The sequence below is a fragment of the Actinomycetota bacterium genome (genome assembly GCA_018333515.1).
GTDB lineage: Bacteria > Actinomycetota > Aquicultoria > Aquicultorales > Aquicultoraceae > Aquicultor.
Genome location: JAGXSZ010000030.1, coordinates 26856 through 45765, shown reverse-complemented (window position 1 = coordinate 45765; position 18910 = coordinate 26856). Strand labels below are relative to the sequence as shown.

Sequence of the window (18910 nt, the reverse complement as noted above, 5' to 3'; positions counted from 1 at the left end):
TTATAGCCTTTTGATAACGACGACCGCTATATCATCGGTTAAGGCGCCGCCGGAAAATTCTCTCGCGCCGCCGCACAGGTTGTCCGCTATGACCTGCGCAGGCATATCGATACTATCCTTAGCCAATTCTACGAGCCGGTTCTCGCCCCAGAACTCACGGCTATGCCGTGCCTCGATTAAGCCGTCGGTATAAAGAATCAGCAAATCGCCATGGTCTATGGAAACCTCTTCTCGCGGATACTCTCTATCGGAGACTATACCCAGAGCGATACCGCTTTCTTTGCTTAGAAAAACCGCCTCTCTCGTTCTTCCTCTAATAATAAGAGGCGGTAAATGGCCCGCGTTGCTAAAAACCAGGAGACCCTTTTCTATGTCGTAGACGCCATAGACTGCGGTAATAAACCTGCCGGCCGTCAGCTGTTTGACAGCCAGATTATTCAATTTCTTCATGCTGTCGGCGGGTGAGTTGTTGTCAAGGGCAAAGCCCGCTGTCGCGTATTTGGCCATCGCGACGGTAGCCGCCGCATCGATGCCCGCGCCGGCCACATCCCCAAGGACGATACCCATCGAGCTATTGCCGAGGTCGATAAAATCGTAAAAATCGCCGCCGACCTCGGTGCCGACCGTCGCCGATTGGTAGTGAACGCCGATATCCAGTTGAGGCACCGTCGGTATTTTAGGCAAAAGACTGCGCTGGAGAACAAGTGCTATGCGGCGCTGCTCTTCCAATTGAGCATTTTCTACCGCCAGGCCGATCTGATTCGCAAAAGTGCTCAGGAATTCCACGTTCGATGGCTTGAGAGCTTCGACATCCTCAAAAAGTAGCGCGATTGCGCCGAATGTCTTCGTTTTTGCGGTAAGCGGGAGCAGCGTAACGGCGTTGACTTTTTCCGGCCCGTCAACCGCTTCGACCATCAAAGGACATTCCGCCATATCCGTTGTGACAAAGGGCTTCTGTTCTTTTATAACTCTTCCGACGGGGCATTTCTCAGCATCCACCGAGGACATGCGTTCAAAGCCTTGAGCAAAGCCTGGAACGAAGCCGTGTTCGACTTCTATGTTCGGCCTTCCTGTTTGCTCACCGACCATAATAACGGCGCCCGCCTTGGCGTCAAAAAGTCTTATGATTTCCCTTATGGCCCACATTAATGCCTTGGAGAGATCGGGGTTTCTTCCTATCTCGCGAGAGATATTTTCAAGCGCAAGCAGCTCCATGCTGCGACGCTCTTCTAGTTTATGCTCTTCGATATTGAAAACACGCATGCCGTACACAATGCCAAAAGCAATCAGTATGGCATTGGCCGCCCTAAGAATCTGAACGGGAAATCCGGCAAACGACATGAAGGAGTCATAATTGATGACTGACGCCGGGAAATATGAGATGTACGGCACTACCAGCCCGCAGGTTAGCGCCTTTAGCCAAAGGGCGACGACTGCGATTAGAAAGCCATGCGAGGCGGCCCCAAAACCTTTTTTTAAGAAGCCTCTATACTGCAAAAACAGTGCCGAGCCGGCTATGACCGCGCCCGGAAAAGTAAGCAAATAACGTGTTAGAATCTCGCTATTTCTCAACCATTGTTCTATGCCGAAGCCGGTTAACACAAAAGAGCCTCCAAGGCCTACTGCCCATATCGAGTAAACAATGAGCGGCACCGCGTTAAATGCGCGATACCGCTCATCTGTCGTCACCAGAAGCCCGGCTCCAAATTTAAGAAGAAACAATGTGATGCTTGCGAATATAGCCGTCTTAATGATTACAAAAAGCCAGCTTTCGGGAAGAAATTTATACTGGTCGATAAGGGTGAGCATATCGAGCCATTGGTTAATCGCGTGGATAAAGCCGAATCCCGCAAGCCATGGGAGATATCTTGCAAACCTTAAGCTCGTCGGCCTAAGGGCGCTAAGCAAAACGGCCACCCCTAGCGTAAACAGCGCCAGCCCATAAACGAGCATCACAATAGTCATGTTATCCGCGGCTAGCTTTCCAAGGTCAGTCATTGAATCAGGTCTCCGGTTATGGCGTTGTTATGTGTTGCGACCGATACTCTAAGCGCACTACTATAAACACACTAACCCGATGCTAATTGTACACTATGCTTCGTAAAATATTAAGCCTCCTGCGTATCTCCGGCCGTCTCCTAGGTCTCTATTGACCGGTTTTCATCGTTGGGGGAGGGCAAAAAGTCGCCAGAAGTCTTTCAAATAAATCGATTGCCCGATGATATTGGAGGTAACGGTGGTAGGGATTAGATTTGCTCATGCTTAAAATAGACGTAGCAAAACAAGCATTGCCCTGGCGCGCCCGGCAACCTCTATTTTTTCGACCGAACCGGCGCAACCATCGCAAGCACGGCCAAGAGCCGCTATCCTTTTATAAAATAGCAAGTCCAACGGGTCGTCTAATACTTCGCCTTGAACATGTCGTCGTCGTCTTCCTCGATGCCGAGTTCACCGATGAGACCCTCGAGCGCGACCATGACCTCTTTCTCGGCGTTAGCCTTCAGATACATCCAGTCTATCTCGCCGGGGTGCGCCTCGACCAGCTCTTGGGCCCAGGTGCTGGCGGCAACCTCATGCTCGAACGCGAAGTCTCTGAGCTTGGCGAGAACAGTGTCCTCCAGGCCGAGCAAGTATACGCTCGCTCCGCTTACGTCGATTTGGTTTACCCGCTTCAACTGCTCATCTCCTAAGCTTTCATCCACTATGCGCACGGTCATATCTATGTCGCTATTGACCCATGCGTCTCCATTCTTTGTGAAGCCCAGTTGCCGCAATACCTTTTGAGCTTCACCGGAAGGGGCGATTACGTCGACGCCGGCGGCTTTATACTCGCCGGAAGTATACAACTCTACCGCATAATCACCGGCGGCGACCGGTGAACAGCCCTCTTTTTCCAGCTCAGAGGTGAAAATAGCCGTAAAAACAATCCGCTTAGTGAGCGGATCCATATCGCCTTTTAGGGAATCCAGTGCGGACATCCTCTTACCACCAGCCTTTCTGTCTTTCAGCCTTGCTGTCTTTCCTTATCATCCATTGGTATTGTCGGCCGGCCCTCGTTTCAAGTCGGGTCCGCGCTCTTCACCATGGAGTATTTGCGGATGTTAATCAACTTATCTTAACATAAACAACTAGTGAAATACCCTCGCGTCGACAATCGCCCAGGACGATACTCCTTAAAATCTAGCGCTGTGCCGTCATGTCGGCGCGCTCAGACAGCATGAGCGATAGCGCGGCGCCCGCGAAACCGGCCGCCGCCGAGACCATGAACGGGACGGAGAAGCTGCTGGTGACGTCGACGATGTAGCCGCTTATCCAGGGGCTTATCACTTGTCCGGCCCCAAAATACAGCGTGACTATGGCGAAGGCCGTGGGCGCGAGCGCGCCGCCGACATAATCGGCGCATGTCGCCGCCATAATCGCGGGAACGCTCCACAGTGTGAGCGCATAGACAAGCGAAACAGCGACTACCGGGCCGGGGTCTTTGGTGGCAGAAAGCGCCGCCAGAGCGAGTCCCTGCAGAAGGTAGACCATAAAGAGCACCTGCTTGCGGCCGATTTTATCCGACAACATCCCCCACAGAAACCCGCTTAAAATGCTGACCGCCCCAATCGTAGACCAGAGACCGCCGGCGCGCGTCGCCGAGAAACCAACCTCTTCTATGAGGTATTTCGCGAAAAAGGTGGTGAACATCACGTATGAAAAACCGTACATGAAATACGTCGCGCCGAGCTTCGCGAGCGGGCGCGAACGATAAAGTCCCTTCGTATCGAGCCGGCCCGCCGTCGGCGACTCGACATGGCCGGCTTCGGGCGCGACATCCGTACCCCCGACCGGTTCGTGTCCGGCCTCGCCGGGACTGTTTCTAAATACCAGCACCCCGAGGAAGGCTATCGCTAAAACGATAGCGCCGAGATAAAACCAACCGGCTCGCCAGCCGTCGGTCCCGTAAAAAGCGATGAGAAACGGTACCAATGTTCCGGCGACGGCAAACCCGAGGCCGCTTCCTACCGTCATCAAACCGGAGGCGGTTCCCCGGAACCTGCGCGCATACCACCTTGTCACCAGGCCCATAGTCGGAACATTGCTTCCACCGGTTCCGATCCCTATCAAAAGCTGGCCCGCAACCGCCATCCAAAACCCGGTCGCGCTGCTCGCCATGAGCATCCCGAAGACAATCAAAAACATAGAGCCGGCGATGACTTTTCTCGGCCCGTACAGGGACGAGAGATACCCGCTCACCGCGGTGCTCGCCAAATATCCGAAGAAGGTCCCGGAGACGATGAGTCCGAGTTGCGTGTTGGTGAGGCCCAGCGCTACGCCCATCTCCGGGATTATCATGCCGATTGCGAAGCGGCCCAGACCAATGCTGCCGAAGACAGTCAATATCCCGACTATCAGCACCCAAATGCCGTAATGGATACGACGGCCTGGAAGCGTTCCGTTTGTACTGCTTTTGCCGGCGATAAAGCCGATGGTAGAATTGGGCATAGCAATCATTATATACGAGTAAGACCGCTTTTTATATCGGCCATGCGGATACATCGCGGTATATAATCCGATCGGTTTGGATGTCTTAGGCTTGCACGACTACCGTGCTAGATGTAGGCGGCGGTATGCCGGTATATAATCCAACTGTCAACGCCGGTTTAAGTGTCTGAGGCTCGATGATTGGCCGAAGAACGTTTGCATGATTGCCCGGCGACCATTTTGGGGTAAATCAACCATTAAGGGGGTCTATATGGATATCAATTTGGACTATCGGGTCACTCTTCGAATATTCGTATCACTCTGTTTCTATGTGGTCGTCTCATATGGATTCGTCGCGTGGAAATATCGCGTATACCGGCGAGTCGCGAAGGTCTGGCGCCCCGTTCTGGTCTATGCCCATATCTTTGCGGCGGCGAGCAACGTCGTGGCCTTCCCTCTCTTTATGTTGATCGACCGCCACCAGCCGGTTACGCCGTTTCTCTCATGGTTTGGGTTACTGATAGCGGTAGGAGGCGCGCTCTTTTTAATATGGGCCGGACTTACGCTTAGGATTGCGACCTTCGTCCCCCCGACCGCCGGGGAGATCACCACAACAGGTCCCTTTCGAATCACGACCCACCCCATGTACTTGGGCGGAGTCGTGGTCGGCTTTGGCCTCTCGATGTGGAGCGCGTCGATGCTCGGCCTCGTCTACGCCCTGGTGGTCGCGCTCACGCTCATGGTCGTCTCAAAAGAAGAGGAGAAAAGCCTGGTGGAGCGCTTCGGGCAGGCGTACCTCGAATACAAAGAGCGCGCGGTTATAAAGCTCTAGATAAAAAAGCCACCGCGGCTACTCATGCCTAAGTGCTTCGATTGGGCTCAAGCGGGATGCTTTAAACGCGGGGTATGCGCCGAAGAATATGCCGATGGCGGCTGAGAACGCGAAGGCGAGCGCGATGGACCACATAGTGACTTCGCTGGGGAGCACCATACGCAAGAGCAGGGAGCCCCCGACACCAATCGCAATGCCGATGATTCCCCCTAAGATACTCAAAGTCGCGGCTTCGATAATAAACTGGATCATAATATTGTGGGTCTTTGCGCCGACCGCTTTTCGGATACCGATCTCGCGGGTGCGCTCGGTCACCGAGACGAGCATGATGTTCATAATACCGATGCCGCCTACGATAAGCGATATGCCCGCAATGCCGCCGAGCATGAGCGTCAGCGTCCCGAAAACCTGCTCAAGTGTTCCGACAAGACTCTCTTGCGTCATAACTGAAAAATCGTCTTCACTGAGGGTCTTGCTGAGAATGCGCTCGCTTTCGGCAACGGCGAGATCGATGCTGTTCTCATCGATGGCCTCGATGGCCAGCCAGCTCACCCACTCGATGCCGAAAATGCGCTGGGCCACCGTAATCGGGATGTAGACGATGTCGTCCTGATCTATTCCGAGTGACTGGCCTTTTGGCTCCAGCACGCCGATTACTGTGAATTTCTGCCCTTCGATGTTGATTCGACGTCCGATGGGGTCGGCGCCGCCGAAGAGTTTTTCGACGACAGTCTCACCGATAACAGCTACCTTCCGGTTTCCATTGACATCGGTATCGGTGATAAAAGAGCCCCGTTCGACCGGGTAATTGAACATCACATTGTAGTTTCCCATGACCCCATAGACCCCGGGGCGGCGCGATTCGCTGCCGAACTTGACCGTACCGCGGTTTTCTATGGCCGCGCCGACCTCTTTCGCGTACACCGCCTCCCGCTCCAGTTTTCGCACGTGATCGACGCGGAGTTTAAAGCTGAAAATCGGTTCCTGACCCGAGCCGAAATCGACATCGCCCGGCATAATAAGTATGAGGTTTGCCCCGATACCCTGAAACTGTTCGGTGACATAGTTTCGCATACCCTGGCCGACGGAGACGAGCAGGATGACCGCGGATACGCCGATTACGACGCCGAGGGTGGTAAGACCCGAGCGCATTTTATTCGCCCTTATCGCATCGAGCGCCAGCCGGAAACTCTCAAACAAGTTCATTTTTACGCTTCCCACCTGTGTTGTTGGCTTTAATGGGGCCGTCTTCGATGACCTTGCCGTCGAGTAGACGGATTAGCCGGTTCGCGTGCTCGGCCACCTCGGCCTCGTGCGTGACGAGGATGACCGTCTTGCCCTGCCTGTGAAGCGAATCGAGTATGGCCATTATCTCGGTGCCGGATTTGGAGTCGAGGTTGCCGGTCGGCTCGTCCGCAAAGATTATTTTCGGGTCGTTTATCAAAGCGCGCGCGATTGCGACCCGCTGTTGCTGGCCGCCGGAGAGCTGGGTGGGACGACTGCCGAGGCGGTCGCCGAGGCCCACCGACTCGAGCATCTTGACGGCGCGCTCGCGCCGTTCCGCGCGGCTCACGCCGGCGTATATAAGCGGCAGTTCGACGTTTTTTAGCGCGGACGCGCGCGGCATGAGGTTGAAGGTTTGAAAGACAAAACCTATTTTGTCGAGCCTGAAGTCGGCCAGCTCATTCTCGGTAAGGTCTGTTATCTCTTGCCCGTCTATCTTGGCCGAGCCGCTGGTCGGCTTGTCGAGACATCCTATGATATGCATCAAGGTCGATTTGCCCGAGCCCGATTGTCCCATAATCGAGACGAATTCGCCGTCTTCTATAGTCAACGTTATCCCGTTTACCGCGTGTATCTCGACGCCTTCGAGAGAATATATCTTGTAAAGGTCTTTTACCTCTATCGTCATTGCCCGATCCGTCCACCGTCGTTTACTTTAACCTGGTCGCCGTCTTTCAGGTCGGTCTTTCCGACGGCCACGACCTCGCCCTCTTTTAATCCGTCGACCACCTCATAAGCGATATCCGAAGTCAGTCCCAGCTTGATATCGCGCTTTTTGGCGATCCCGTTCTTTATGACGAACACACTCGCCTTCTTGCCGTCGAGCTTGACGGCGTCAAACGGAATGGTTATGACATCCTTTTTGCTCTCTGCGATTATATCCACATCGCCCCCCATGCCCTCCCTAAACAACTCCTTCACGGGGTTGGCGACTATGGTGACGGTGAAGATGGTCCCACCGGTCGCGTTCTTCGACGATATTATCGATATATTGGTGAGCGCGCCTTCGAAGACCTTATCCTCGTAGGCATCGAGCATAACGCGTACCGCTTGACCTGTCTTGACCTTGCCGATTTCCGTCTCATCAACGTCCGCCGATAGTTCTAACCTATCAAAGTTTATTAAAGTGATAAGCGCACCCGACCCGCCGGTGGCGGCCGCAACCGCACTAAGCCCCGCTATCTCACCCACTTTACCGTTTACCGAAGCGACCTGCCCCGCAAACGGCGCTCGTAACACAGCGTCTTCCGCGATGACCTCCGCGCCGGTCAGCGCGGCCTGAGCCTGCTCTATCTGCCCCCGCGCCGCCGAAACATCCGCGGCGCGCGCGCCCTCTTTTTGCAGCAGGAGCTGGGCTATCGCAACCTGGCTGCTCTTTATGGCCGTATCGAGCTGCCCTTGCGCGGCGTCGATTTGCGCTTCGAGGCCGGCGTCGTCTTTACCCATCTGGGCTATCTGGAGCGCTATTTCGGCTTGGCGAAGCTGGCTCGAGATTATTTGGAGGTCTTCGCTTCGAGCACCGGCTGTCGCCAGGTTATATTGGGAATACGCGGTATCGTAAGCTTTCCGAGCGGCATTAACCTGCGTCTGAGCTGCCTGCAGAGATTGGCCGTTCTGAGCGCTAAGGCGCTCCTTCGCGGCCCTTGCGCCGTCGCGCGCGGCCTCGGCCTGCAGTTTGCTCGACTTTACCGCGTTGTATGCGGGGTCGGTATCGGGCGTGCTTGCGAAGACGCTATTGGCATGCACAAACGTCGCCTCCGCCGACGATACGGCCTGGTTTGCTTCGTCCATCATCTTTGAGTTGAGAGTGCTTACTTTATCGTAATTGGCCTGAGCGTCAGTGAGTGACTGCTGGGCCTGGTTCAATTGCAAACTTGCCACATTCCTCTCTTCGGTGCGCGCGCCCGCCTGGGCTTTCGTCAACTGTCTGTTCGCGATATAGACGCCTTCTTCGGCGCTGTTGACATTGAACGCCGCCCTTTTCTTGCTCTGCTCTACTATTTTGTTGGCGGTCTTCAAGCTGCGGCGCGCGCTCGCAATGGCGGTGGTCGCCTGGTCGACGGAGGCCTCCGCTACCGCTATCTCGCCTTTACTGCGACCGGAGCGCAGCTTGCTGAGGCTGGCTTGTGCAATTTTGAGGCCGGCCTCGGCTTGTCGTATCTGCGGGTTTATGGAGGTCAAATCGAGTTCGGCCAGAACCTGGCCGGCGGCGACCGTGTCGCCCTTCTTTACGCGCAGAGCGGCGATTTTTCCGCCGGTCTTAAAACTCAAGTCGGCGCGGCTCGGGAGCGTCACTTTGGCGGGCGCCGAAACAAATATCTCTATGTCGTCCTTGGTAACTGTCGAAGTCTCAATAGTCTCGCCGCCACGCGACAGCGATATCTGCCACCAGGCGATTGCGGCAATAACGATTAGTCCGAGCACCGCGAATATAATTTTGCGATTCAATCTTAGCCTTGCCATTGCACCAATATTCCCTTTCCGCCCGGGCTGGAAAACCTTCCATGCCCCGCTCAAAATTGGACGAATCTAATCTTTCACCCATATATGATAACACTATGAGCAGCCTCTTTGTGACAACGCTCAAGAATAATCAAGCAACAGTTCTTGGCCGCGGCTGTCACTTACTCAAGCGAAATAGCAGCCTTTCGCAATCGAATGGATGTTTAGCGCTAACGCATGCGTGGCAGACAATAAATCGAAAACTATTAAATCGCTTGTTGTTGGTCTAAAAATCGCTGAGACTGAGAAATCTTTAGTTAAGCGCGGCTACGCACCGCCGACAGCCCTGCCTATAGCACTCGCAGCAATCGCAACTATGGTCCCCGCAGCCCAGTAGCCTACTACAATAGCCGCGGCTTTGCCTTTCGATAGCTTGTAGATAATCGATAAGGCGAAAGCGACTAGCACGAGCGACCAAATCGCGAAGATATCGATTCTGCCAAGAAAAGTGCCGAGAATGCCGGTGGCCTCGTCGCGCGGGAGCATGGCGGTAAAGCCGGGCATCACGAGCGTCTTACTGAAGACCGTGTTTGTCGAAAATACCAGTTGCTGCACGACTATCGGCATGTTCGCATATGCGATTGCCGCCAGCCCGACCGCAAAACGCGCGGAACCGCCCAGCATCGAAGAGACGAGATGAAGGAATCCGACCTGTATGAGAATCGAGACGATCGCCGCAATCAGCGTCGAGACCATGGTAATGACCAGGGCCAAGGGGGAGCGCAGCATCTGTTGCGCTTGTTCGATTTGCTCGGGCGACATCTGGCTCGATTGGCGCAGCATCTCCTGCTCGGCAAAGTCCATAGCGAGCGGCGCGCTGATGTACGCATAAAGCATTGAAGCCAAGATAAAGACAATTGCCGGAACCCACCAGGCCGGTTTCTCTTTGATGCGCTCAAATGCCGCTGTCGGGCTGTATGTCACCCGAAAAATATTTGCAAACGCTTCCATTAAACACCCTCCAAAGTCAGAGTTATAACTTTGCTCATCGTCTCACCCGCTACCTGGCGTAACGACCGATACATGTCTTGCTGTACGCCTTTCTGTTTCTGTTTCCTTTCCCTATCTCTATATCTACTTATTTACTTCATCCGGTACCCTTTTTCCTGCAAAGCTCGGGTTGTCGATATTAAGACGACGGATGCATGGCCGAAAAGCGCTCAAAATCCCTATCGGCAACCGTAAAACGCATGCAAGCCTGCGTAAAACATGCTAGCCTATTCGAAAATATTATTGTCTGTTAAGGAGAGCATATGGATTACCGGGTCGGAGAAATCGGCAGGGTCGTAGTGGCCCGGTTCAAGGCAGATGAAGAAGTTTTAAACAACCTCAGGGAGATTGCCCGGAAAGAGAGTATCAAGGCGGCGGTCCTCTACCTCGTCGGAGGGATGCAAAAAGGACGGATGGTGGTCGGGCCCGAAAAGGATGAGCTGCCGCCGGTTCCGATCTGGCGCGAAATAAACGAGAGCAACGAAGTCCTCGGTATCGGAACCATCTTCTGGGAGGGCGACGAGCCGAAGATACATCTTCACGGCGCCTTCGGAAAGCGCGACGAGGTAAAAGTCGGCTGCCTGCGGGAGAACTCCGAAGCGTTCCTGGTGCTGGAAGCGGTGATGATAGAGCTAAAAGATATCAACGCGGTGCGCGAGTTCGACCCGGCGGTGGGTTTGAGCCTGCTGAAGTTGGGCTAACCCACTTCTTGAAGCTTAAGGCTTTAGCTTGACGGTCAGCCCTGAAGGGCTGAGCTACTAGTTTATGCGCTACCAAACGCGGCTGAAGGGCTTTAGTCCTGAAGAAGTCGGCGACCCGCTCGCGATTACGGTCGCGGTCGTGGATAAGATCGTAAGAAAGGCGGGCGATATTACTACATTGACTTGCCGTACAGTAGCATGATTGTTAGCATATAGGAGAAGTTGGGTACCATAACAAGTGCATATACGGATCCGAGTCACATCCGGGCATCGGGTTTTGGCTTCTATTTATGCGAAACGAGGGTCGATAACACGCATGCGTATACGCGATTCCCAAGCGCGGGCAGCTCAGAGTCGAAAACGCGGAGCGAAGAGTACGCTCACCATGTGCCGCGTCGCCGCATCGGGGCGCTGGATGTTGAAGCCGGTAAGCCTGGCGCTCATCATCGTCGCCCTCTTCGCGCTCGCCGCGCCGGCGCAAAACGGCAACCGGGTGATTCTCGCGGATGTCGAAGGCATTATCGACCCGGCCGTCGCCGAATACGTAAACACCTCGTTGGCCACGGCCAAGCGCGAGCGGGCTGAGGCGCTCCTCATACGCATGGATACGCCGGGCGGGCTCGACACGTCGATGCGCTTGATCATTAAAGACATCTTTGCCAGCGAAATTCCGGTCATCGTCTATGTCGCTCCGACGGGGTCGCGGGCGGCGTCCGCCGGTACTTTTATCACTATGGCCGCGCATGTAGCAGCCATGGCTCCCGGCACCAACATCGGCGCCGCGCACCCGGTAAATATCGCCGGCGATATGCCCGAAGATGTCGCCGAGAAGGCCGAAAACGACGCGGTGGCCTATATTCGCGGCATCGCCAAGCAAACCGGGCGCAACCAGGACTGGGCCGAAGACGCCGTGCGCAAAAGCGTCTCCGTCACAGCCGAAAACGCTCTCGAGCTGAACGTAATCGACCACGTGTCGCCGAGTGTCGAAGCCCTGCTCGACACCATCGACGGCACCTCCGTGAAAACTGCGGCGGGGCGCATGACCTTAAAGACAAAAAACGCCGATGTAGTCGAAGACCCGATGTCGTTCAGGCAACGGGTGCTGCACACGCTGGCCAACCCGAACGTCGCTTATCTCCTGCTCATGTTGGGCTTTTACGGACTCATCTACGAATTCGCCAACCCGGGCTTCGGTCTGTCGGGTGTCGGCGGCGCTATATTTATCGTCCTCGGGCTCTACTCGATGCAGGTTCTCCCCGTCAATTACGCGGGGCTGATCCTTATCATCCTCGGGGTCGCTCTTTTAATAGGGGAGGCGTTCAACCCCGGCTTCGGGGTGCTCGGCGTGGGAGGTATTATCGCTATGACCGTCGGTTCGTTCATTCTCTTCGAGTCGCCCGTCCCCGGCTTAAGAGTGTCTCCGTATATCATCGTGCCGACTGTGGCGGCAACCGCGGGCTTCATCCTCATCGCCATGCGAATGGCGTTGCGCGCGCAAAAACGGCCGCCGACCACCGGCGCCGAAGGCATGGTTGGGCTTGTCGGCGAGGTTCGAACGGCGCTCGCCCCGAGAGGCGAGGTTTTTGTCCACGGCGAGCACTGGTCGGCCGAGAGCGTCGAGGGAACAATCGGTGTCGGCGAGGAGGTTGAAATAGTCAGCTTGCAAGGTTTTCGTTTGAAGGTAAAACGCCATAGTGAGGCGAATAATACAGAGGTAACTTAGACATAAAGGGGGAGTTTGTACATGCCGGAAATCGCAGAGCTTCTAGGGTCGCTTATCCCATTAGCCGTTATCGTCATCCTGATAGTCTCGGCGAGTGTCAGAATCGTGCAAGAGTATGAGCGGGGCGTCATCTTCCGCCTCGGGCGCGTCATCGGCGCCAAAGGCCCCGGCCTCTTCTTTATCATCCCGATAATCGACAAGATGGTCAAAATCGACCTCAGAACAATCACGATGGATGTGCCGCCGCAGGATGTCATCACCCGCGACAACGTGCCGGTCCGCGTCGACGCGGTCATCTACTTTCGCGTCCTCGACCCGGTGAAGGCGGTCATCGATGTAACCGATTACATCTTCGCGACCTCACAAATCGCCCAGACGACCCTGCGAAGCATCCTCGGACAGGCCGAACTCGACGACCTGCTCTCACGCCGCGACGAGATCAACCAGAAGCTGCGTGAGATCATCGACGAGGCGACCGACCCGTGGGGTATTAAGGTATCGGAAGTCGCGGTAAAAGCCGTCGACATCCCGCAGAGCATGCAGCGCGCCATGGCGCGCCAGGCCGAAGCCGAACGCGAGCGGCGCGGCAAAATAATCACCGCCGAGGGCGAGTTCCAGGCGTCGGAGAAGCTGGCGCAGGCCGCCGAAGTCATCGGCAGGCATCCGACTGCGATACAGCTGAGGTTCTTACAGAGCTTGACCGAGATAGCGGCGGATAAGAACTCGACTATTATCTTCCCGCTCCCGATAGAGCTGTTGAAGCCGTTTCTCGATATGACCGGGGGCTCGGAAAAATAGCGGCAGCCATAAACTTTCTTTCTATCACCAAAGCGACGCCTATTGCCGTTTGGCCCTGAGTGCCAGCGTACCCGCGATAACGTCGTGTATCGCGCGGTGCTCCTTGTCGGTCGAGAGTTTATAGAGGTTAAGCAGCGAAAAGAGGATTCCCATAAAAGCGACGAAGGTGTTGCTGATAATGCCTATCCCGAAAAACAACTTCACCCACGGGCGAAAAAAACACTGCCTCATGGTCGGTCTGCCCTGGGTCGAGTAGTCGACTATGGTAATGCCCATGATGCGCTTGCCGACAGTCGTGCCCAGCTTAAAGACCATCAGCGCTTCATATACGATAAACGCGGCGGTGACAATGAGCGCCCGGATGTCGATGACGCCCGGAAATATGTTGGGCCTCAGGAAAGTGACGTTGAGAACGAGCGCGACGAGCAACCCGTCTATTAATGCGGCGATGATTCGCGGCAAAGGACCGACGTTACTGTTGTCCACAACATCCACCTCCAGGGGTCTATGTTGTCAGTATACCACCGGCTTCGATAACAAACGATATCTTGGCGAGTATTCGACCGCTCGACCGCAGACCTATTCGAATCGGTAGACAAACCCCTCGAAGGGGATATTCTCGGGGCCGAGGAGGGCGACCGTGCCTGTTATCAGCTCCGGCATGACCTTTGAGGCAAGATTGAGGTTCCGGTCCAAGGTCTCGATGGGTGTAGGCTCGCGGCTTACACCGTTGGCGTAGTCGATGCCGAAGCCGACGAGCAGATAGGGAATTTCGAGTTCGCCCGCGAGTACCGCCTCGGGGCCGCAGGTCTGGCTAATCGCGGTCACGCCCGCTACCTGGAGCCGGCGTATCTCGGCTTTTGAGTTGAAACGCGGGCCGTTGACGTGTCCGTATGTGCCGCCTCCAACCACGCTTATCCCGATGTCGCCCGCCGCCCGCAAAGCAATAGAAGCCATAGCCGCTGAAAACGGCGAACCGAACATGTAGTGTCCGCGCCGCGGCTGCCCCGCTTCGGTAAAGAACGTGCAGCTTTCGCCGCCGGGCAGGCGGTTGTCGGGAAAATAGAGGTCGTCGAAGAGAAGTACATGCGCCAATTCGAGCGAGCCGTCGACGACGCCCATCACCGAGGTAGCGACTATGGCGCGCGCGCCCAACTCTCGCAGAGCGTAGATGTTGGCGCGATGGTTGATTAGGTTCGACAGATAATCGTGATTGGCGCCGTGCCGGGCGATAAAGGCGACCTCGCGCCCATCCAATACGCCGACGACGACACCGGCCTGGCCGTAAGGCGTCTCTACGCTTTTCGTCTCAGCCTTTTCGAGCCCAGGTAAATCGTAGAGTCCCGAGCCGGTGATAATCCCAATCATCGCAACAAGCCCTTAATTTAGAATTCCGCAGCAACTGCTGCCCCTGCCGGCGATACAGCCATAGCAATGCTCGCCGAGCGTTATCGGCGCGTTTACAATTTCATCGAGCGAGCGCTCCCATAGTCTCTTTTCCCCGCCGGCGGCCGGCAGATTCAGCGCCTGGTTAAAGTCGCAATCGAAGACCCGCCCATCCCAGCCGACGCTTATGAGCTGCCGGCACATGACGTTATCGAGCAGACGAAGACTTACGCTCTCTTTAAGCAGGCTCATGTACTCGTCGAGGGTGCCGTCCGCCTGGAGCTGTTTCGCGAATTTGCCTATCGGCATGTTGGTTATCGTGTAGAGTTGGCTGAAGGTGACGCCGTGCATAGCTTCGAGGTTCGAGCGGTAGTCGGCTTCGAGCGCCGCCTGGTCGCCGGGGAGAAACGCGCCGCCGGGATTATAGACGAGATAGAGCGGGAGGCCCGAGCCCTCCTCCCCGTAACCGAGGCCGTTTAACATCCTCAACGCGGCGATGCTCTTCTTATATGCACCCTCGCCCCGCTGTGAATCGACGTTTGTCTCGAGGTAACAGGGGAGCGAGCAGACCAGCTCGACCCGGTTCTCGGCGAGAAACTGTGGCAACCCCTCAAGGCCGTCTTCGAATAAAACGGTCAGGTTGGAACGAACCGCCGCATGCTTGCCCATCGCACGCACGCTCCTGACCATATCTTTAAAATTAGGGTTGAGTTCGGGCGCCCCGCCGGTAAGCTCGATCGTCGAGATATCGTTCGACTCGAAAAACGAGAGCGTCTTGTTGCAGGACTCAGCCGACATCAACTCCGAGCGGCCCGGCCCGGCGTTATGATGGCAATGGGCACACGCCTGGTTGCAGCGCATCCCGAGATTGACTTGCAGGATATCGATTCTTTTCCTGTCGAGTTGAGTCACCGACAGATCTTGAGTACATATGTTCAACTAAAACCCTCCTTATTATCGCACGTCCGCGTAGAGCCGCGCCAGCCGCGCCGGCGACACCCGCGCGTAAAACAGTATCCGTATCATCCACATGAGCAAAATCGTCTTAACGAGCCCGCTCTTTTCCCAGCGCCTCGTCCCAGTGGTCACATACAACGGCAGCCGTATCGTTCTACCGACCTTCCTTAGACGGCACGCGAAATCGATGTCCTCGCAAAGCTCGATATCGGCGAAGCCGCCGAGCGCCTCGAAGGCGCTGATGCGCACAAAAATCGCCTGGTCGCCTGTGAAGCCGCCGAATAGGCCGTCGCGTATCGTTATCATCGCCCCGATGATGCGATACGGCAGCGCGGGATTGTCCAGCCTAAGCTTGAACCGCCCTCCGGCTAACCCTTCGTCACGCATTGCCGTCTCAATCGCGCGCAACGCCCCTTCCGGCAGATAGGTGTCGGCATGTAAAAAGAGCAAGACGTCGCCTGAAGCCGCCGGCTTAACCGTACCCGCCGCCATCGATATCTCTGTGGCGTTGGCTTCGGCTTTAGCTTTAGCGGCCAACGCGCCGGCGTTCATCTGACGGGCCCGCCCGCGCGGCGCATGGATAACGCCGAGATTCGGCAGACCGTGGCGCTCGGCGATCTCAGCGGTGCCGTCGATGCTCCCACCGTCGCAAAGTATAAGCTCGAAATCGTCACGCATCACTTCGAATTGACCCAAAAAACCGGGGAGTGCCGACGCTTCGTCGAGCACGGGCACGATGATTGTTATCAATAGGCTTACCCGCTAGATTAGCACTGGCTTAACATAATACTTGGTTCGATTTGGCGCAACAAAGTCGTTTGTCATCTAAACGCACGACCCGGTTTCGATGCCGTTTTTGTGGAGTCGAGCGTATTTAACAGAAGCTCCGCGGTATTGGCGGTAATCTCCCTGCACTCGGAGCGAACCCCTTTATCCTTGAAGTCGCGCCCTTTGCGCAACACCCGGCAACAGGTCGTCTTGTAATGTTCTTTAAACGAATCGTGGAGCTTACCGCTAGCGTCGGTCGCCTTCTTGTTTTTTCGTGGTCGCCTCACGTCCGCCATTAGTATCCCGGCAAAGACCGAGGCCCCAACCAACGCGCCGCAGATACATCCGGCGTAACCGATACCGCCGGTAAACGACGCCATCCCCTTGACTGTGTCCGGCGAGATATCCACATCCAAAACCTCCGCCGACGCCAGCAAAACCGCCTGCGCGCAATTATAGCCGCTATCGAAATACGCTCGAGCGCGTTCGCCTACCAACGCGCTCGGCGTGTGGGGCATCGATATATCCTCCGTGTCGCCGGAGGCAGTCCCTTGCGGCGCCAACCGCCCGTCCATAGTCGAGCGCGAATCTTTCACGGGCATTGCGCGAAGCTTATTCCTGCTTCCGAAGAGCAAAGATGACACCCCCTATCAAGCTCACCAGCGTGACGATGAGGAAGAAAAAGAGTGAGATGGTCACCGACTCCTCGGTCGAGAGGCCGGCCTGCGCAAAGAAATACGCATACGTCGCCTCGCGCAAGCCTAGCCCGTTCATCGAGATCGGCAGCATCGTAATCGCTAAGATTATCGGGATAAACTGAAAGACGAACGCTATGGGCACGTCGAGTCCGAGCGCCTTGATGATGAAGACGTTTATCGCGACGACCATGAGCTGAAAGATGAAGGAGTAGAACAAGACCTTTGCCAGGATGTTCTTGTCCTCGACCGAGGAGCGGATCGATTCGGCCGTCTCTTTGAGCTTGCCGGCGATCGAAGCCTCATACCGGGCTAGCGCCGGCGCTAACTTGTGCGCGTATAATATGGCTACGAGTGCCAACGCGCAGATGACGAGAAAAACAAGGATGACCACACGATATCGCGCCATCACCTCGGTGCCGAACGCTACACCGCACAAGACTATCAATCCCAGCGTAAACGCCGCCAGTACCCGCTCGGCGACTACCGACGCCGCCGCCGCCGGCCCGCTCGAAGTCATCTTGCGCAAATCCAATACCCGAACGACGTCGCCGCCGATGCTCGTGGGCATAAAATTGTTGAAGAAGAGGCCGACGAAATAGGATGATATAAGCCGCCGCAGCGGCACCGAAAAGCCCTGCGCGGTAACGAGAAGCTGCCATTTATAAGCGCTAAGGATAATGGATACGACCGTAATCACAAGCGCGAGGCCCAGGTAGAGCGGTGACGAATTACCGACAAGCTCGGCGTATTTGGCGAGGTCCGATTTGGCGAGCAACGCCCCTATCAAAAAAACGCTCACTGCGGCCTTAAAGAGCGCCGCATATCTTAATTGACCTTTTTTTGGGGGTTGAGGTAATTTTTGCGTCAATTCCATAGTATGCTCTCGATCTTTAAACCGGTTGAGGCTCCACCCTATTCCGCCATCTTGTGCCCAAATGGAACGCGAAGCTAATTGTTTATATTTTAATTGCTAATGGTTTGTATTGTCAATATGAATTCTAATAACATAACCGGGTGGCGTATAGCATAAAAGGATGGGAAGCTATGCCTCCCATCCGAAAAAACTCTCAATTTGTCGCCGCGGCCATCATGCGATGTTGTGTTCTAATAGTGGTAAGCCGGCCGCTTATCCCTGCCAAGAAGCTCGTTGATTTCATCCATGCGCATCGTAACATGGATTAGCGCTTCTTTAGCCTGCCATACCTCCGGTGTCACGCAAAGCCCCTCACAATCGTGCCGGCAACGCAGCTCTCCTTCGAGTTCTTTTGCTTTCTTCTCCAACTCTTCATATTCGCCGAGCAGTTCCCGCACGTTCACATCATTCGCCTCCCCGCCTGCTTCGCGCGATTAAGCTTTCGCCGATAATCGTGGTCGTTAATACTTTATATCTATCTTATCACCCATCTTACTTTTGACCTCATCTAATTTTGAGGTCACTTCGATAAGCTCTTCCCTGAGGGCATCTATTTCAGGTCCGGTACAGGCCGTTACATAGCTATGCATCATATCCTCGATTTCATGCGCCCTCCTGACCAGTGTCCCGGCATCCTCGAAAACCGCGTTCTCAGCCATTATTACACCACCTCCGTTTTTTGTGCTTCGCCGACCTCTCGACAACTGCTGTTCGCGTCCTTATATACCCGCATACGGCTTCTTCCAAAACCCCAATCCGGCAATCCGGCTCCGTGTCTCATCATATCGCGGCCCCGGAGGCTTCTCGCGTCGGTTTTACATACGGAACAATCATGGCATAATTACTTGTATGCCGCTCGGATTAAGGATGCCCGGGAAATATCGGATATGG

At 55.3% G+C, this 18910-nt stretch carries 20 protein-coding genes; 5 read left to right on the top strand and 15 right to left on the bottom strand.

The features are described 5' to 3' along the window. The 3 genes from KGZ93_07325 to KGZ93_07315 all read right to left on the bottom strand — a co-directional run bounded on the left by KGZ93_07325 (nt 1) and on the right by KGZ93_07315 (nt 4488). Entirely contained in the window at nt 1–1998 is a 1998-nt protein-coding gene (locus tag KGZ93_07325) for a SpoIIE family protein phosphatase (protein ID MBS3909421.1), read from the bottom strand. Between the two features lie 401 nt (nt 1999–2399). Then, nucleotides 2400–2978, bottom strand: coding sequence for a hypothetical protein (locus KGZ93_07320; protein ID MBS3909420.1), 579 nt, complete (start codon nt 2976–2978; stop codon nt 2400–2402). A 202-nt stretch (nt 2979–3180) separates the two neighbouring features. Beyond that, nucleotides 3181–4488 carry an MFS transporter gene (locus KGZ93_07315; protein ID MBS3909419.1) on the bottom strand — a complete coding sequence of 436 codons (1308 nt, stop codon included), beginning with the start codon at nt 4486–4488 and terminating at the stop codon, nt 3181–3183. Nucleotides 4489–4738: 250 nt separating this feature from the next. Between KGZ93_07315 and KGZ93_07310 the strand changes: the two genes are divergently transcribed. Beyond that, complete coding sequence (locus KGZ93_07310) at nt 4739–5299, top strand: isoprenylcysteine carboxylmethyltransferase family protein (GenBank protein MBS3909418.1); 561 nt, start codon at nt 4739–4741, stop codon at nt 5297–5299. Between the two features lie 18 nt (nt 5300–5317). Here the strand turns inward: KGZ93_07310 and KGZ93_07305 are convergent, their stop codons facing one another. The 4 genes from KGZ93_07305 to KGZ93_07290 all read right to left on the bottom strand — a co-directional run bounded on the left by KGZ93_07305 (nt 5318) and on the right by KGZ93_07290 (nt 10036). After that, nucleotides 5318–6505: an ABC transporter permease gene (locus tag KGZ93_07305; protein ID MBS3909417.1), complete on the bottom strand. Its 1188-nt coding sequence runs from the start codon at nt 6503–6505 to the stop codon at nt 5318–5320. Beyond that, the gene (locus KGZ93_07300) at nt 6492–7211 is read right to left on the bottom strand and encodes an ABC transporter ATP-binding protein (protein ID MBS3909416.1); all 720 of its coding nucleotides are present in this window, start codon (nt 7209–7211) and stop codon (nt 6492–6494) included. The genes KGZ93_07305 and KGZ93_07300 overlap by 14 nt, the downstream gene beginning before the upstream one ends. Further along, nucleotides 7208–9031, bottom strand: coding sequence for an efflux RND transporter periplasmic adaptor subunit (locus tag KGZ93_07295; GenBank protein MBS3909415.1), 1824 nt, complete (start codon nt 9029–9031; stop codon nt 7208–7210). The genes KGZ93_07300 and KGZ93_07295 overlap by 4 nt, the downstream gene beginning before the upstream one ends. 321 nt (nt 9032–9352) lie before the next feature. After that, nucleotides 9353–10036 (bottom strand): YIP1 family protein, encoded by a 684-nt coding sequence (locus KGZ93_07290; GenBank protein ID MBS3909414.1) that lies wholly within the window; start codon nt 10034–10036, stop codon nt 9353–9355. Between the two features lie 302 nt (nt 10037–10338). On the opposite strand from KGZ93_07290, the gene KGZ93_07285 reads away from it, so the two are divergent. The 4 genes from KGZ93_07285 to KGZ93_07270 all read left to right on the top strand — a co-directional run bounded on the left by KGZ93_07285 (nt 10339) and on the right by KGZ93_07270 (nt 13297). Further along, nucleotides 10339–10776: a DNA-binding protein gene (locus tag KGZ93_07285; GenBank protein ID MBS3909413.1), complete on the top strand. Its 438-nt coding sequence runs from the start codon at nt 10339–10341 to the stop codon at nt 10774–10776. Between the two features lie 64 nt (nt 10777–10840). Beyond that, nucleotides 10841–10978, top strand: coding sequence for a hypothetical protein (locus KGZ93_07280; protein MBS3909412.1), 138 nt, complete (start codon nt 10841–10843; stop codon nt 10976–10978). 213 nt (nt 10979–11191) lie between these two features. After that, nucleotides 11192–12499 (top strand): nodulation protein NfeD, encoded by a 1308-nt coding sequence (locus KGZ93_07275; GenBank protein ID MBS3909411.1) that lies wholly within the window; start codon nt 11192–11194, stop codon nt 12497–12499. 21 nt (nt 12500–12520) lie between these two features. Further along, nucleotides 12521–13297 (top strand): slipin family protein, encoded by a 777-nt coding sequence (locus tag KGZ93_07270; protein ID MBS3909410.1) that lies wholly within the window; start codon nt 12521–12523, stop codon nt 13295–13297. Nucleotides 13298–13336: 39 nt separating this feature from the next. Here the strand turns inward: KGZ93_07270 and KGZ93_07265 are convergent, their stop codons facing one another. From KGZ93_07265 to KGZ93_07230, 8 genes are all read right to left on the bottom strand, one after another. Continuing rightward, a complete protein-coding gene (locus KGZ93_07265; protein ID MBS3909409.1) occupies nt 13337–13783 on the bottom strand; it encodes an RDD family protein in 447 nt (148 codons plus the stop codon). Between the two features lie 93 nt (nt 13784–13876). Continuing rightward, nucleotides 13877–14665 (bottom strand): MTAP family purine nucleoside phosphorylase, encoded by a 789-nt coding sequence (locus KGZ93_07260; GenBank protein MBS3909408.1) that lies wholly within the window; start codon nt 14663–14665, stop codon nt 13877–13879. A gap of 12 nt (nt 14666–14677) precedes the next feature. Continuing rightward, nucleotides 14678–15544: an arsenosugar biosynthesis radical SAM protein ArsS gene (arsS, locus tag KGZ93_07255; GenBank protein ID MBS3909407.1), complete on the bottom strand. Its 867-nt coding sequence runs from the start codon at nt 15542–15544 to the stop codon at nt 14678–14680. A 93-nt stretch (nt 15545–15637) separates the two neighbouring features. After that, on the bottom strand, nt 15638–16390 hold the full coding sequence (locus tag KGZ93_07250) for a glycosyltransferase family 2 protein (GenBank protein ID MBS3909406.1): 753 nt from the start codon (nt 16388–16390) through the stop codon (nt 15638–15640). A 71-nt stretch (nt 16391–16461) separates the two neighbouring features. Beyond that, nucleotides 16462–17010 carry a C_GCAxxG_C_C family protein gene (locus KGZ93_07245; protein MBS3909405.1) on the bottom strand — a complete coding sequence of 183 codons (549 nt, stop codon included), beginning with the start codon at nt 17008–17010 and terminating at the stop codon, nt 16462–16464. 10 nt (nt 17011–17020) lie between these two features. After that, nucleotides 17021–17980 (bottom strand): flippase-like domain-containing protein, encoded by a 960-nt coding sequence (locus KGZ93_07240; protein ID MBS3909404.1) that lies wholly within the window; start codon nt 17978–17980, stop codon nt 17021–17023. A gap of 230 nt (nt 17981–18210) precedes the next feature. Beyond that, nucleotides 18211–18423: a hypothetical protein gene (locus KGZ93_07235; protein MBS3909403.1), complete on the bottom strand. Its 213-nt coding sequence runs from the start codon at nt 18421–18423 to the stop codon at nt 18211–18213. 57 nt (nt 18424–18480) lie between these two features. Further along, on the bottom strand, nt 18481–18678 hold the full coding sequence (locus KGZ93_07230) for a hypothetical protein (GenBank protein ID MBS3909402.1): 198 nt from the start codon (nt 18676–18678) through the stop codon (nt 18481–18483). Nucleotides 18679–18910: the final 232 nt, after the last annotated feature.